The 12,323-nt window shown below is 61.2% G+C and carries 13 protein-coding genes; 1 reads left to right on the forward strand and 12 read right to left on the reverse strand.

Features of this window, described 5'->3' with window-relative positions; genetic code table 11:
• Nucleotides 1-50: 50 nt before the first annotated feature.
• The 12 genes from lipA to LVW35_RS25195 form a co-directional block, all read right to left on the reverse strand.
• Nucleotides 51-1,052 (reverse strand): lipoyl synthase, encoded by a 1,002-nt coding sequence (gene lipA, locus LVW35_RS25140; RefSeq protein ID WP_017735632.1) that lies wholly within the window; start codon nucleotides 1,050-1,052, stop codon nucleotides 51-53.
• A gap of 26 nt (nucleotides 1,053-1,078) precedes the next feature.
• Entirely contained in the window at nucleotides 1,079-1,726 is a 648-nt protein-coding gene (lipB, locus tag LVW35_RS25145; protein ID WP_233892489.1) for a lipoyl(octanoyl) transferase LipB, read from the reverse strand.
• Nucleotides 1,726-2,007, reverse strand: coding sequence for a DUF493 domain-containing protein (locus tag LVW35_RS25150; RefSeq protein WP_025858241.1), 282 nt, complete (start codon nucleotides 2,005-2,007; stop codon nucleotides 1,726-1,728). The genes lipB and LVW35_RS25150 overlap by 1 nt, the downstream gene beginning before the upstream one ends.
• A gap of 84 nt (nucleotides 2,008-2,091) precedes the next feature.
• Nucleotides 2,092-3,249, reverse strand: a complete 1,158-nt coding sequence (locus LVW35_RS25155) for a D-alanyl-D-alanine carboxypeptidase family protein (protein WP_010206786.1) — start codon at nucleotides 3,247-3,249, stop codon at nucleotides 2,092-2,094.
• 180 nt (nucleotides 3,250-3,429) lie between these two features.
• Entirely contained in the window at nucleotides 3,430-4,434 is a 1,005-nt protein-coding gene (locus LVW35_RS25160; RefSeq protein ID WP_233892491.1) for a septal ring lytic transglycosylase RlpA family protein, read from the reverse strand.
• Nucleotides 4,434-5,444 (reverse strand): lytic murein transglycosylase B, encoded by a 1,011-nt coding sequence (gene mltB, locus LVW35_RS25165; protein ID WP_233892492.1) that lies wholly within the window; start codon nucleotides 5,442-5,444, stop codon nucleotides 4,434-4,436. The genes LVW35_RS25160 and mltB overlap by 1 nt, the downstream gene beginning before the upstream one ends.
• Before the next feature lie 17 nt (nucleotides 5,445-5,461).
• Nucleotides 5,462-6,565: a rod shape-determining protein RodA gene (gene rodA, locus LVW35_RS25170; RefSeq protein WP_233896548.1), complete on the reverse strand. Its 1,104-nt coding sequence runs from the start codon at nucleotides 6,563-6,565 to the stop codon at nucleotides 5,462-5,464.
• Nucleotides 6,566-6,596: 31 nt separating this feature from the next.
• Nucleotides 6,597-8,495 (reverse strand): penicillin-binding protein 2, encoded by a 1,899-nt coding sequence (mrdA, locus tag LVW35_RS25175; RefSeq protein ID WP_233892493.1) that lies wholly within the window; start codon nucleotides 8,493-8,495, stop codon nucleotides 6,597-6,599.
• A 15-nt stretch (nucleotides 8,496-8,510) separates the two neighbouring features.
• Nucleotides 8,511-8,978 carry a 23S rRNA (pseudouridine(1915)-N(3))-methyltransferase RlmH gene (rlmH, locus tag LVW35_RS25180; protein ID WP_003176297.1) on the reverse strand — a complete coding sequence of 156 codons (468 nt, stop codon included), beginning with the start codon at nucleotides 8,976-8,978 and terminating at the stop codon, nucleotides 8,511-8,513.
• A gap of 9 nt (nucleotides 8,979-8,987) precedes the next feature.
• Nucleotides 8,988-9,482: a ribosome silencing factor gene (gene rsfS, locus LVW35_RS25185; RefSeq protein WP_010206793.1), complete on the reverse strand. Its 495-nt coding sequence runs from the start codon at nucleotides 9,480-9,482 to the stop codon at nucleotides 8,988-8,990.
• A gap of 69 nt (nucleotides 9,483-9,551) precedes the next feature.
• Nucleotides 9,552-10,196: a nicotinate-nucleotide adenylyltransferase gene (gene nadD / locus LVW35_RS25190; protein ID WP_233892494.1), complete on the reverse strand. Its 645-nt coding sequence runs from the start codon at nucleotides 10,194-10,196 to the stop codon at nucleotides 9,552-9,554.
• Complete coding sequence (locus tag LVW35_RS25195) at nucleotides 10,196-11,461, reverse strand: glutamate-5-semialdehyde dehydrogenase (RefSeq protein ID WP_016978581.1); 1,266 nt, start codon at nucleotides 11,459-11,461, stop codon at nucleotides 10,196-10,198. Before LVW35_RS25195 ends, nadD begins: the two co-directional genes overlap by 1 nt.
• Nucleotides 11,462-11,635: 174 nt before the next feature.
• Between LVW35_RS25195 and LVW35_RS25200 the strand changes: the two genes are divergently transcribed.
• Nucleotides 11,636-12,319 carry a DNA-3-methyladenine glycosylase gene (locus tag LVW35_RS25200; RefSeq protein WP_233896549.1) on the forward strand — a complete coding sequence of 228 codons (684 nt, stop codon included), beginning with the start codon at nucleotides 11,636-11,638 and terminating at the stop codon, nucleotides 12,317-12,319.
• Nucleotides 12,320-12,323: the final 4 nt, after the last annotated feature.

Genomic DNA, 12,323 nt, shown 5'->3' on the forward strand with positions numbered 1-12,323 from the left:
AACACCGCATTCGCGAGCAAGCCCGCATCCACTTTCAATTGCGGAGCGGCTCAGGAAACCAAGCTCGCCTTGACCAGCTTGGCCTGCTCGTCAGCATGGTACGAGGAACGTACCAGCGGGCCCGACGCCACGTTCTTGAAGCCCATCTTGTAACCTTCCTCGGCGAACCAGGCGAAGGTGTCCGGGTGCACGAAACGCTGCACCGGCAAGTGGCTGCGGGACGGTTGCAGGTACTGGCCGAGGGTCAGCATGTCGATATCGTGTTCGCGCATGCGCTTCATGACTTCGATGACTTCTTCGTCGGTCTCGCCCAGGCCCAGCATCAGGCCGGATTTGGTCGGGATGTGCGGCATCATCTGCTTGAATTTCTGCAGCAGGGTCAGCGACCACTGGTAGTCCGAACCCGGACGCGCGGCCTTGTACAGGCGCGGTACGGTTTCCAGGTTGTGGTTGAACACATCCGGCGGCTCGGCGGCGGTGATTTCCAGCGCCACGTCCATACGGCCACGGTAGTCCGGCACCAGGGTTTCGAGCATCACGTTCGGCGACAGTTTGCGAATTTCGCGGATGCAGTCGGCAAAGTGCTGGGCACCGCCGTCACGCAGGTCGTCGCGGTCCACCGAAGTGATCACCACGTACTTGAGGCGCAGGTCGGCGATGGCGATGGCCAGGCTTTCCGGCTCGTTGACGTCCAGTGGTTTCGGACGGCCGTGGCCGACGTCACAGAACGGGCAACGACGGGTGCAGATGTCACCCATAATCATGAAGGTGGCGGTGCCGCCGGAGAAGCACTCGCCCAGGTTCGGGCAGGACGCCTCTTCGCACACGCTGTGCAGTTTGTGTTTGCGCAGCAGGGCCTTGATACGGTCGACTTCCGGCGAAACCGGGATGCGCACGCGAATCCAGTCAGGTTTTTTCGGCAGTTCGGTGGTCGGAATGATCTTCACCGGGATGCGTGCAACCTTCTCGGCGCCGCGCAGCTTGACGCCGGCTTCCACCTTGGCACGCGGGGCCGGGGCCGGACGGTCGGTAACGTCCACCGTCGGGATCATGGTTTGCACTGCATCAGTAGTCATAATCAGTCGATTCCGCCCGTAAGGGTCGTCTGCTCAGCATAGTCGAGGTGTTTGACGAGCTGCGCACGCAGCCGGGCACTTACCTCGGCAAATTTAATCGGTGTAGCGTGATCACTCAGTTGCGTCATCGCCAACCCGGCATAGCCACACGGGTTGATCCGCCGGAACGGTGCCAGGTCCATGTCCACGTTCAGGGCCAGGCCATGAAAGGAACAACCGTGGCGAATCCGCAACCCCAGGGAGGCGATCTTCGCGCCGTCGACATACACACCCGGCGCATCAGGCTTGGCCGCGGCGGTCACGCCGTAACTGGCCAACAGCTCGATCAGGCAAGCCTCCATGCGACTGACCAGGTCACGCACGCCAAACCCCAGCTTGCGCACGTCCAGCAATAGGTATGCGACAAGTTGTCCAGGGCCATGGTAAGTCACTTGGCCACCTCGGTCGACCTGCACCACCGGAATATCCCCCGGCAGCAGCAGATGTTCGGCCTTGCCGGCCTGGCCCTGGGTGAAGACCGGCGGGTGTTCCACCAGCCAGATCTCATCGGGGGCCGTGGTGCCGCGCTCATTCGTGAACCGTTGCATGGCGTGCCAGACGGGCTCGTAGTCCATCCGGCCGAGCTCGCGGAAGCCCAGGACGTGAGACATCACAACACCATGTGCACGAAGCCCGTGGCCCGCAGTTCGCTGTTGATGTTGTAGAGCTGGTCTTGATCGGTCGCAACGATGTGCAACTGGATCGTAGTGTATTTGCCGGTGGAGCTTTGACGCTCGTCCACGCGGTTATCGTTGATCGTCGCGTATTTGCGCACGATCTCGAGAATCTTGTCCTTGCGGCCCACGCCGGTATCGCTGATCACCTTGACGGGATAATCCGTCACTGGGAATTCGATCTTAGGCGCCTTTACTTCTACTTCTTTATCGGTCATGGCGTAACGGCCTCGTAAGCGTAAGCCGTGGCGACGGGCAAAGCCCCGCGTCGGATCAACGCGGGGCTTTGCAGGTGCACACTATCAGTTGAACAAGCTGTAGAAGAATAGACGGATGCTATCCCAGACGCGGCGGAAGATACCACCTTCGTCAACGGCGTCCAGCGCGATCAGGTCGGCGCTGTGTACCACTTTGTCGTCCAGCTTGACTTCGACCTTGCCGATCACATCACCCTTGGCGATTGGGGCAACCAATTGCGGGTTCATGGTCATGCTGGCCGCGAGCTTTTTCAGCTGGCCTTTAGGCATGGTCAGAGTCAGGTCATCGGCCAGGCCGGCTTTGACCTGGGAGGTCGCGCCTTTCCACACTGGCGCGGTCGCCAGCTCAGCACCCTTCTGGTAGAAGGTCTGGGTTTCGAAGAAACGGAAACCGTAGGTCAGCAGTTTTTGCGTCTCGGCCGCACGGGCCTGCTCGCTGTTGGTGCCAAAGACCACGGCGATCAGGCGCTGGCCGTCACGGACAGCGGACGACACCATGCAGTAGCCGGCTTCGTCGGTGTGGCCGGTTTTCAGACCGTCGACAGTCTTGTCGCGCCACAGCAGCAGGTTGCGGTTAGGCTGCTTGATGTTGTTCCAGAAGAATTCCTTCTGGGAGTAGATCGCGTAGTGCACCGGGTCGACGCGGATGATTGCACGCGCCAGGATCGCCATGTCGTGAGCCGACGAGTAGTGCTCTGGATTCGGCAGGCCAGTCGGGTTCATGAAGTGGCTGTTGGTCATGCCCAGGTCGGCCACGGTTTTGTTCATCATGTCGGCGAATGCATCTTCGCTGCCGGCGATGTGCTCGGCCAGCGCGACACTGGCGTCGTTACCGGACTGGATGATGATGCCGTGCAGCAGGTCGCTCACGGTGACCTGCGAGCCCACCTTGATGAACATCCGCGAACCACCGGTACGCCAGGCGTTTTCGCTGACGGTGACCGGGTCGTTCTCACCGATCTGGCCGCGACGGATTTCCAGGGTCGCGATGTAGGCGGTCATCAGTTTGGTCAGGCTGGCCGGTGGCAGGCGCTGGTCACCATTGCTCTCGACCAGCACGTTGCCACTGGCGGCATCCATGAGGACCCAGGACTTGGCGGCCAGTTGCGGGGAAGCCGGCACCATTTCAACGGCCCAGGCGGCCGGGGTGATGATCAGCGAAAGAAGCAGGCACGTGCGTTTGGCTAAGGTGGTGATGTTCATCCGTCTCTCGAAATTGCTTATGGAAACTTGCCCTCGCGGGCAAAACTTATTCAGACAGCCCGTTGCCAGACTGTCGCGTGTTCGGTTGCCTGCTCACCCCTTGCCCCTGGGTTTTTATTGTTCAACGAGCCAACAACCAGGGTTCGAGCCCGCGCACGAGCCTGAACCATCAATTCTCTCTTATTCCGCGGTGACCAAGCTGGGTTGCCCCAGATTGGCCATGCGTACGCTGTTCTGTACTTGTGCCACTTCGCTCGGCGAGCCGATCGGGCCCATCCGTACGCGGTGCAATGTCTGCTGGTTACGCACGATGGAGCTGATGAACACCGGCGCGTTGACCATGCCACTGAGCTTGGACCTTAACAGTTCTGCCGCATCCGGGTTGGCGAAAGCGCCGACCTGCAGGTATTGCCCACCCGCCATGGAAGCGCCCGGTGCGGCATGGGGCACGACCACCGTATCAGGCGCGTGCTGCGCCGCAGGTGGCGTCCACTGCTCGATCTTGCCGGTGGAGGCGGTCACTTGCGGCTGCTGGGCTTGCGGCTCATTGAGCATCAACGGCGCCGGTTTGCCACGCTGGGCCCAGTACTGGGCCGGGTCGATACCTTCGACCTTCACGCGCGCGGTGCCGGTTTCGGCGTAACCGAGCTTCTTCGCAGCGGCGTAAGACAAATCGATGATGCGGTCCGAATAGAACGGGCCACGGTCGTTCACGCGCAGGATCACCGTGCGGTTGTTGTCCAGGTTGGTCACCCGTACATAGCTGGGCAGCGGCAACGTCTTGTGCGCCGCGCTCATGCCATACAGGTCATACACTTCGCCGTTGGCGGTGTTCTGGCCATGAAACTTGGTGCCGTACCAGGACGCCGTGCCCGATTGCACGTAGGTCTTGGACTCCTGCAGCGGGAAGTAGCTCTTGCCCAACACGGTGTAGGGATTGGCCTTGTACGGACCGGTGTGCAGGGTCGGCGTGGCATCCGGGATCTTCGACACGTCGACGTCCCACCACGGCGCGCCGTCTTTGTGCGCGCGGTTGATGTCCAGGCCCGGTTGAGCACGAACCACCGCGCCGCCGGACTTCTGCGCCGGCGCGCGACTGTTGGTGGTGGAACAACTGACGACCAGCAGGGACAACGCGGCGAACGCCACCAGCTTGAGCGGTTGATTGAACGGCGATGCCCGCATTACTTGTTGCCCCGTGCTTGGACCAGCATGTCTGACAGCTGATGCACGGCCATGGCGTACATCACACTGCGGTTATAACGCGTGATTGCGTAGAAATTCTTCAGGCCCATCCAGTATTCCGGGCCGTTTTCGCCTTCAAGGCGGAACGCCGTGACCGGCATATCATCCGGCAGCGCATTCTGACTCGACCAGCCCAGCGCCCGCAACTCCCCGACCGTCTTGGCCGGCTCAATGCCCTGTGTCAGGCCTTCGTCGGCGCGGTCACCCGTGACATTGGCGCGGATCACCACAGGCTCACCGGCCACCCAGCCATGGCGTTTGAAGTAGCTGGCCACGCTGCCGATGGCATCGTCGGGGTTGCTCCAGATATTGATATGCCCGTCGCCGTCAAAATCCACCGCGTAGGCGCGGAAGCTGCTCGGCATGAACTGCGGCAAGCCCATCGCACCGGCGTAAGAACCTTTGAGGGTTAACGGGTCGACCTGCTCTTCGCGGGCCAGCAGCAGGAATTCGCGCAGCTCCTTGCGGAAGAAGTCGGCGCGCGGCGGATAATCGAAGCCCAAGGTCGACAAGGCGTCGATCACCCGATAACTGCCGGTATTACGTCCGTAAAAGGTTTCGATGCCGATGATCGAGACAATCACCTGGGCTGGCACGCCGTATTCCTGCTCGGCACGGGCCAATACCGCTTCGTGCTGGCGCCAGAAGTCCACACCCCGCGCCACGCGGGCGTCGGTGAGAAACATCGGGCGGTATTCCTTCCACTGCTTCACGCGTTCGGCCGGGCGGGAAATGGCGTCGAGGATCGCCTGCTTTTTCTGGGCTTCGCGGAACACGCCCATCAGTTGCTCACCGGCGAAACCATAGTCGCGGGTCATTTCACCGACAAACTCGGCGACCTGGGGTGAACCATCGTAGTCACCGGCCTGCGCCTCTAGCATTACGCCCAGCAGGCCAATCAGGCCCATCCAGGACGCGTGCCGAGTCGCCCAGCCGCGCATTACTTGCATTGACATCTTCACCTTATTCAAACCTGCGCGATCCATTTGCGATGCGTATGAATCGACATCAAAACCCCAAACGCTGACAGCAATGTCACCAGCGAAGTTCCGCCGTAGCTAATGAACGGCAACGGCACCCCTACCACCGGCAACAGGCCACTGACCATACCGATGTTGACGAAAACGTAAACAAAAAAAGTCATGGTCAACGCACCGGCCAGCAGTTTGCCGAACAGTGTCTGCGCTTGCGCAGTGATCACCAGGCCGCGGCCAATCAGCAGCAAATAGATCAGCAACAGCGCGCAAATGCCCACCAGGCCGAACTCTTCGCCCATCACCGCAATGATGAAGTCGGTGTGGCTTTCCGGCAAAAAGTCCAAATGCGATTGGGTGCCCAGTAACCAACCCTTACCAAAAACTCCGCCGGAGCCGATGGCCGCCTTTGACTGGATAATGTTCCAGCCGGTACCGAGCGGGTCGCTTTCCGGGTCGAGGAAGGTCAGGATCCGTTGCTTCTGGTAGTCGTGCATAAAGAAGAACCACATAGCGATGGCCACAGGCACGGCGGCGGCCAGTACGCTGAGGATCCAGCGCCAGCGCAGTCCGCCCATGAACAGCACGAACGCCCCGCCCGCCAGGATCAGCAGCGAGGTGCCGAGGTCCGGCTGGCGCACGATCAGGATGAAGGGTATGCCGATCAGGATCAGGCTGATCCCCACGTGCTTGAGCTGCGGTGGCAAGGTGCGCTTGGATAGGTACCAGGCGATGGTCGCCGGCATCAGAATCTTCATGAATTCCGACGGCTGAAAGCGAATCACCCCCGGAATGTTGATCCAGCGGGTCGCGCCCATGGCGTTGTGACCCATCACGTCCACCACCACCAGCAGCAGCACGCCGGCGACGTAGCCCAGCGGCACCCAACGTGCCATGAAGCGCGGCTCAAGCTGGGCGATCACCACCATCGACAACAGGCCCAGGCCGAACGACGAGGCTTGCTTGATCAGCAGGTCCCAGCTCTTGCCACTGGCGGAATAAAGGACGAACAGGCTACCCGCCGCCAGGGTCAGCAGCAGGATCAGCAACGGGCCATCAATGTGCATGCGTTGCAGCAACGTCGCACGGCGACGCATCACATCTTCGCTGGAGAGGATGCGGTCAAAATTACTCTTCACGGGCCGTAACCTCGGTGCTTGAAGGGGGGCCGCCATATTCTGGCTTGAGCCTGCCGTCGTCGGCCAACAGCCAGGCGTCCATGATCTGGCGCACCACTGGCGCCGCGACGCCCGAGCCGGACTCGCCGTTCTCAACCATTACGGCTACCACGATTTTCGGGTCGTCCGCCGGGGCAAAGCCGACAAACAGGGCGTGGTCGCGATGGCGCTCCTGAACCTTGGTGCGGTCGTATTTTTCACCCTGCTTGATCGCCACCACCTGAGCGGTACCGCTCTTGCCGGCAATGCGGTATTGCGCACCGATTGCGGCCTTGCGCGCGGTACCACGAGCGCCGTGCATCACTTGCTGCATACCGTGGTTGACCTTGGTCCAGTCGGACGGGTCGCGCAGCACAATGTCCGGGATCGGATTTTCATCCACCGGCTTTTCGCCTTCGATGGTCTTGGCCAGGTGCGGACGGTTCCAGATGCCTTTGTTCGCCACCAGCGCCGTAGCCTGGGCCAGTTGCAGCGGCGTGGCCTGCATATAGCCCTGGCCGATACCGAGGATCAGCGTTTCACCCGGAAACCACGCCTGGCGCCGGGTCGCGCGCTTCCATTCCCGCGACGGCATCAGGCCGGGGGATTCTTCGAACATGTCCAGGGAGACTTTCTGACCGAGGCCGAATTTGCCCATGTAGGCGGACAAGCGGTCGATACCGAGCTTGTGGGCCAAGTCGTAAAAGTAGGTGTCGTTGGAGCGCATGATCGCGGTGTCCAAATCGACATAGCCATCACCCGTGCGGTTCCAGTTACGGTATTTGTGATCGTAGTTGGGCAGCATGTAGTAGCCGGGGTCGTAGACTCGGCTGGAGGCTGTGACCACGCCCGCGTCCAGGCCGGCAATCGCCACCGCCGGTTTGATCGTCGACCCCGGCGGATACAGGCCGCGCAGCACGCGGTTGAATAGCGGCCGGTCGATGGAATCGCGCAATTCGGCGTAAGCCTTGAAGCTGATGCCGGTCACGAACAGGTTGGGGTCGAAGCTTGGCTGGCTGACCATCGCCAGCACTTCGCCGGTCTTCGGGTCCAGGGCAACCACTGCGCCGCGACGACCACCCAAGGCCATCTCGGCGGCTTCCTGCAACTTGATGTCCAGGCTCAGCACGATGTCCTTGCCCGGCACCGGGTCGGTACGTTTGAGCACCCGCAGCACGCGGCCACGGGCGTTGGTCTCGACTTCTTCGTAACCCACCTGCCCGTGCAACTCGGGCTCGTAGAAGCGCTCGATGCCGGTCTTGCCGATATGGTGGGTGCCGCTGTAGTTGACCGGATCGAGGGTTTTCAGCTCTTTCTCGTTGATCCGCCCCATGTAGCCGACAGAATGGGCAAAGTGCGGCCCTTGCGGGTAATGCCGCACCAACTGCGCCACCACCTCCACACCCGGCAAACGGAACTGGTTTACCGCGATCCGCGCGATCTGCTCTTCGGTCAGCTCAAACAGGATGGGCACCGGCTCGAAAGGCCGGCGCCCCTGCTTCATGCGTTTTTCGAAGATAGCCCGGTCTTCCGGCGTCAGTTGCAGCACCTCGACAATCACATCAAGGATCTGCTGCCAGTCGCCGGAACGTTCGCGGGTCATGCTCAGGCTGAAGCTGGGCCGGTTATCCGCGACCACCACACCATTGCGGTCGAAAATCAGCCCACGGGTCGGCGGAATCGGCTGCACATGCACCCGGTTGTTTTCCGACAAGGTGGAGTGATAGTCGTACTGGATCACCTGCAGGAAATACAGGCGCGCGATCAGCACCCCGATTAACGCCACCACCATGATTGCGCCAAACACCACGCGAGCGCGTACAAGACGTGCGTCTTTCTCGTGGTCCTTGATACGGATCGGCTGGGTCATCGGGAGGGGCGCAGATTATTTGTGATAAGGGTGCCCGGACAGAACTGTCCAGGCGCGATACAGCTGTTCACCGATCAGAATCCGTACCAACGGGTGCGGCAGCGTCAATGCTGACAACGACCAACGCTGATCCGCCCGCGCACAGACTTCCGGCGCCAACCCTTCGGGACCGCCGACCATGAAGTTGACCGTACGCGAATCCAGGCGCCAGCGATCCAGTTCCACCGCCAACTGCTCGGTGCTCCAGGGTTTGCCGTGCACTTCCAGGGTGACGATGCGCTCGTTGGGGCCGACCTTGGCCAGCATGGCTTCGCCTTCCTGACGGATAAAGCGCGCCACATCGGCATTCTTGCCCCGGGTGTTAAGCGGAATTTCCACCAGTTCAAGCGACAGCTCAGCGGGCAGACGCTTGGCATACTCGTGCCAGCCTTCTTCCACCCACTTGGGCATGCGTGAACCGACAGCGATCAGACGCAGGCGCACAGCCGTTCCTTATTCCTGGTCTTTGTTCAGCTTGTCGAAGTGCGCGTGGCCCACTTCCGGGCTGTGGTGCTTACCATCGGCGGCACGGCTCTGCTCAGCGCCTTTCCACAGACGCTCCAGATCGTAGAACTGACGGGCGTTGGAGGTCATCATGTGAACGATCACGTCGTCCATGTCCAGCAATACCCAGTCGCTGTCGCCCTTGCCTTCTTCACCCAGTGGCTTGACGCCCTGGGCTTTGACGGCTTCGCGCACTTTGTCCAGCATCGCGCCGATCTGGCGGTTCGAGGTACCGGTGGCGATGATCATGTAGTCGGTGATGCTCTGCTTGTCGCGCACGTCCAGCACTTGGATGTCCTGGGCTTTAACGTCTTCCAGGGCGGCCACGGCGACTTTTACCAGCTCTTCGCCAGCCAGTTCAGGACCGGTGTGGGCTTCTACTGGCAGAGGAGCGCTTTTGAAAGTGCCTTTGCGCTTAACTTTGCTTACGTCTTTGTTCGTCATATAAAACTCGTTTTGCTCGTATGTTCGGGCGCTCGCTGCACGACATTTCGTACGTTCAAGCGCGCCTTTTCAGTTCGACGCACGGTAAAGCCCGTGCGCATCGATGTAGGCCAGGACCGCGTCAGGCACCAGGAAACGTACCGACTTACCGCTGGCCAGCAGTTGACGGATCTGGGTGGCGGACACCGCAAGCGGGGTCTGCCAGACGAATGCAATATTCCCGTTCGGCCCGGTCAGGGCCAAGGGGTCACTTACCGACCGCGCGGCCAGCAGGTTGCGCAGGGCATCCGGCGGTTCGCTGTCGGCATCCGGGCGTTGCAAAACCAGGATGTGGCAATGCCGGAGGAGTTCCTCCCAGCGATGCCAAGAGGGCAGACCGCAAAATGCGTCCCAGCCCAAAAGCAGAAACAACTGGTCATCCACGGCCAACTCGGCGCGTATCAGTTCCAGGGTGTCAACAGTGTAGGACGGTTTATCGCGCTTGAGCTCGCGGTCGTCCACCACCAGCGGCGGTATACCTTCCACCGCCAGGCGCACCATTTCCAGGCGCTGCTGCGGCGACACTTGCGGCGTATCGCGATGGGGCGGCCGGGCGTTGGGCATCACGCGCAGCTCGTCCAGTGCAAGGGCGTCCGCGACTTCCAGGGCGCTGCGCAAATGGCCGATGTGCACGGGGTCGAAAGTACCGCCGAGCAACCCGATGCGTTTACCCATCAAGTGCGCACATGACCATCGCCGAACACCACGTACTTCTCGCTGGTCAGGCCTTCCAGACCAACCGGGCCACGGGCGTGGAGCTTGTCGGTGGAAATACCGATCTCCGCCCCCAGGCCGTACTCGAAGCCGTCGGCAAAACGCGTCGAGGCGTTGATCATTACCGAAGCGGAGTCCACTTCGTTGAGGAAACGCCGGGCATCGCTGAAATGCTCGGAAACAATCGCGTCGGTGTGCTTGGAGCCGTAGGTGTTGATGTGCTCGATGGCCTCGTCCAGGTCGTCGACCAGCTTGATCGACAGGATCGGTGCCGTGTATTCGGTGTACCAATCCAGCTCGGTCGCTTCGATCACGTCCGCGCCCAACAGCGCACGGGTGCGCTCGCAGCCGCGCAGCTCAACACCCTTGTCACGGTAGATGGCAGCCAGCGGCGGCAGCACGCGCTCGGCAATACCGACGTGCACCAGCAGGGTTTCCATGGTGTTGCACGGGGCGTATCGGTGAGTCTTGGCGTTGTCGGCGATGCGAATGGCCTTGTCGATGTCGGCGGCGATGTCGATGTACACATGGCACACGCCGTCCAGGTGCTTGATGACTGGCACCTTGGCATCGCGGCTGACGCGCTCGATCAGGCTCTTGCCACCGCGCGGCACGATCACGTCGACGAATTCCGGCATGGTGATCAGCGCGCCCACGGCGGCGCGGTCGGTGGTTTCTACCACTTGCACCACTTCGGCGGGCAATTCGGCCACGGCCAGGCCCTGCTGGATGCACGCGGCGATGGCACGGTTGGAGTTGATCGCCTCGGAACCGCCACGCAGGATGGTAGCGTTGCCGGACTTGAGGCACAGGCTCGCGGCATCGATGGTCACGTTCGGACGCGACTCATAAATGATGCCGATCACGCCCAGGGGCACGCGCATCTTGCCGACCTGAATGCCGGACGGCAGGTAACGCATATCGCGGATTTCACCGATGGGGTCAGGCAGCTTGGCCACCTGACGCAGGCCCTCGATCATGTCGTCAATACGTGCCGGCGTCAGCGCCAGGCGGTCCAGCAGGGCCGGCTCCAGGCCATTGGCGCGGCCGTTGGCCAGGTCTTGCTCGTTGGCGGCGGTAAGCTCGGAGCGCGAAGCATCCAGAGCATCGGCGGCGGCCAGCAGGGCGCGGTTCTTTTGCGCGGTGCTCGCACGGGCGATCAACCGCGAGGCCTGACGGGCGGCGCGACCCAGGCGGGTCATGTAGTCAAGAACGGACTCAGTCATGGTCAGGGAGTCTTGGCAGGGAGGAAAGCGGCAGATTATAGCTGTGACGCCGCCCGACTGACAGCGGTGAGGGGCGGATGGTCGAAATGAACTGTAAAAACCTGGGGTTCAGCGGTAATTAAGGTGGGAGTTGTTATGATTCCGTCACATTTAGCCGTATTTACCCTGACCACCATGCCCAGTTCACCGCCGCAACTCCCCGCAAGCCCCCTGCCCGATAGCTTTTTCGACCGTGACGCACAAGCGCTCGCGCAAGATTTGCTCGGAAAAGTCATACGTCATCGAGTGGGAAAAATCTGGCTTTCGGCGCGAATTATTGAAACCGAAGCCTATTACGTGGCCGAAAAAGGTAGCCACGCTTCATTGGGCTACACAGAAAAGCGTAAGGCTTTGTTTCTGGATGGTGGCCATATCTACATGTACTACGCCCGTGGTGGTGATTCCCTGAACTTCAGCGCCCATGGGCCGGGCAATGCCGTGTTGATCAAATCGGCCTATCCGTGGGTCGATGAATTGTCCGGCCCGGCCAGCCTGGCGCAGATGCTGCTGAACAACCCGAATGCCGACGGTAGCCCGCGCGCCTCACAGAAACTCTGCGCCGGCCAGACCCTGCTGTGCAAAGCCTTGGGCCTGAAGGTGCCGATGTGGGACGCCAAGCGTTTCGATCGCGAATTGCTCTACGTTGAAGACGTGGGCCAGACCCCGACCCAGATCATCCAGACCACGCGCCTGGGTATCCCCAGCGGCCGTGATGAACACCTGATGTACCGCTTCGTCGATGCTGGGTATGCGCCTTATTGCACGCGGAACCCGCTGCGCCGGGGCCAGGTCGAAGGCCGCGATTATTTTCTGATTTGAGCAT

This window comes from Pseudomonas sp. HN11, from assembly GCF_021390155.1.
Classification (GTDB): Bacteria; Pseudomonadota; Gammaproteobacteria; order Pseudomonadales; family Pseudomonadaceae; genus Aquipseudomonas.

Excerpts from the sequence above, each read along its gene's own strand:
- lipA (WP_017735632.1), bottom strand. The coding sequence starts at position 1,052 with ATGATCCCGACGGTGGACGTTACCGACCGTCCGGCCCCGGCCCCGCGT.
- lipB (WP_233892489.1), bottom strand. The coding sequence starts at position 1,726 with ATGTCTCACGTCCTGGGCTTCCGCGAGCTCGGCCGGATGGACTACGAG.
- LVW35_RS25150 (WP_025858241.1), bottom strand. The coding sequence starts at position 2,007 with ATGACCGATAAAGAAGTAGAAGTAAAGGCGCCTAAGATCGAATTCCCA.
- LVW35_RS25155 (WP_010206786.1), bottom strand. The coding sequence starts at position 3,249 with ATGAACATCACCACCTTAGCCAAACGCACGTGCCTGCTTCTTTCGCTG.
- LVW35_RS25160 (WP_233892491.1), bottom strand. The coding sequence starts at position 4,434 with ATGCGGGCATCGCCGTTCAATCAACCGCTCAAGCTGGTGGCGTTCGCC.
- mltB (WP_233892492.1), bottom strand. The coding sequence starts at position 5,444 with ATGCAAGTAATGCGCGGCTGGGCGACTCGGCACGCGTCCTGGATGGGC.
- rodA (WP_233896548.1), bottom strand. The coding sequence starts at position 6,565 with ATGCGTCGCCGTGCGACGTTGCTGCAACGCATGCACATTGATGGCCCG.
- mrdA (WP_233892493.1), bottom strand. The coding sequence starts at position 8,495 with ATGACCCAGCCGATCCGTATCAAGGACCACGAGAAAGACGCACGTCTT.
- rsfS (WP_010206793.1), bottom strand. The coding sequence starts at position 9,482 with ATGACGAACAAAGACGTAAGCAAAGTTAAGCGCAAAGGCACTTTCAAA.
- nadD (WP_233892494.1), bottom strand. The coding sequence starts at position 10,196 with ATGGGTAAACGCATCGGGTTGCTCGGCGGTACTTTCGACCCCGTGCAC.
- LVW35_RS25195 (WP_016978581.1), bottom strand. The coding sequence starts at position 11,461 with ATGACTGAGTCCGTTCTTGACTACATGACCCGCCTGGGTCGCGCCGCC.
- LVW35_RS25200 (WP_233896549.1), top strand. The coding sequence starts at position 11,636 with ATGCCCAGTTCACCGCCGCAACTCCCCGCAAGCCCCCTGCCCGATAGC.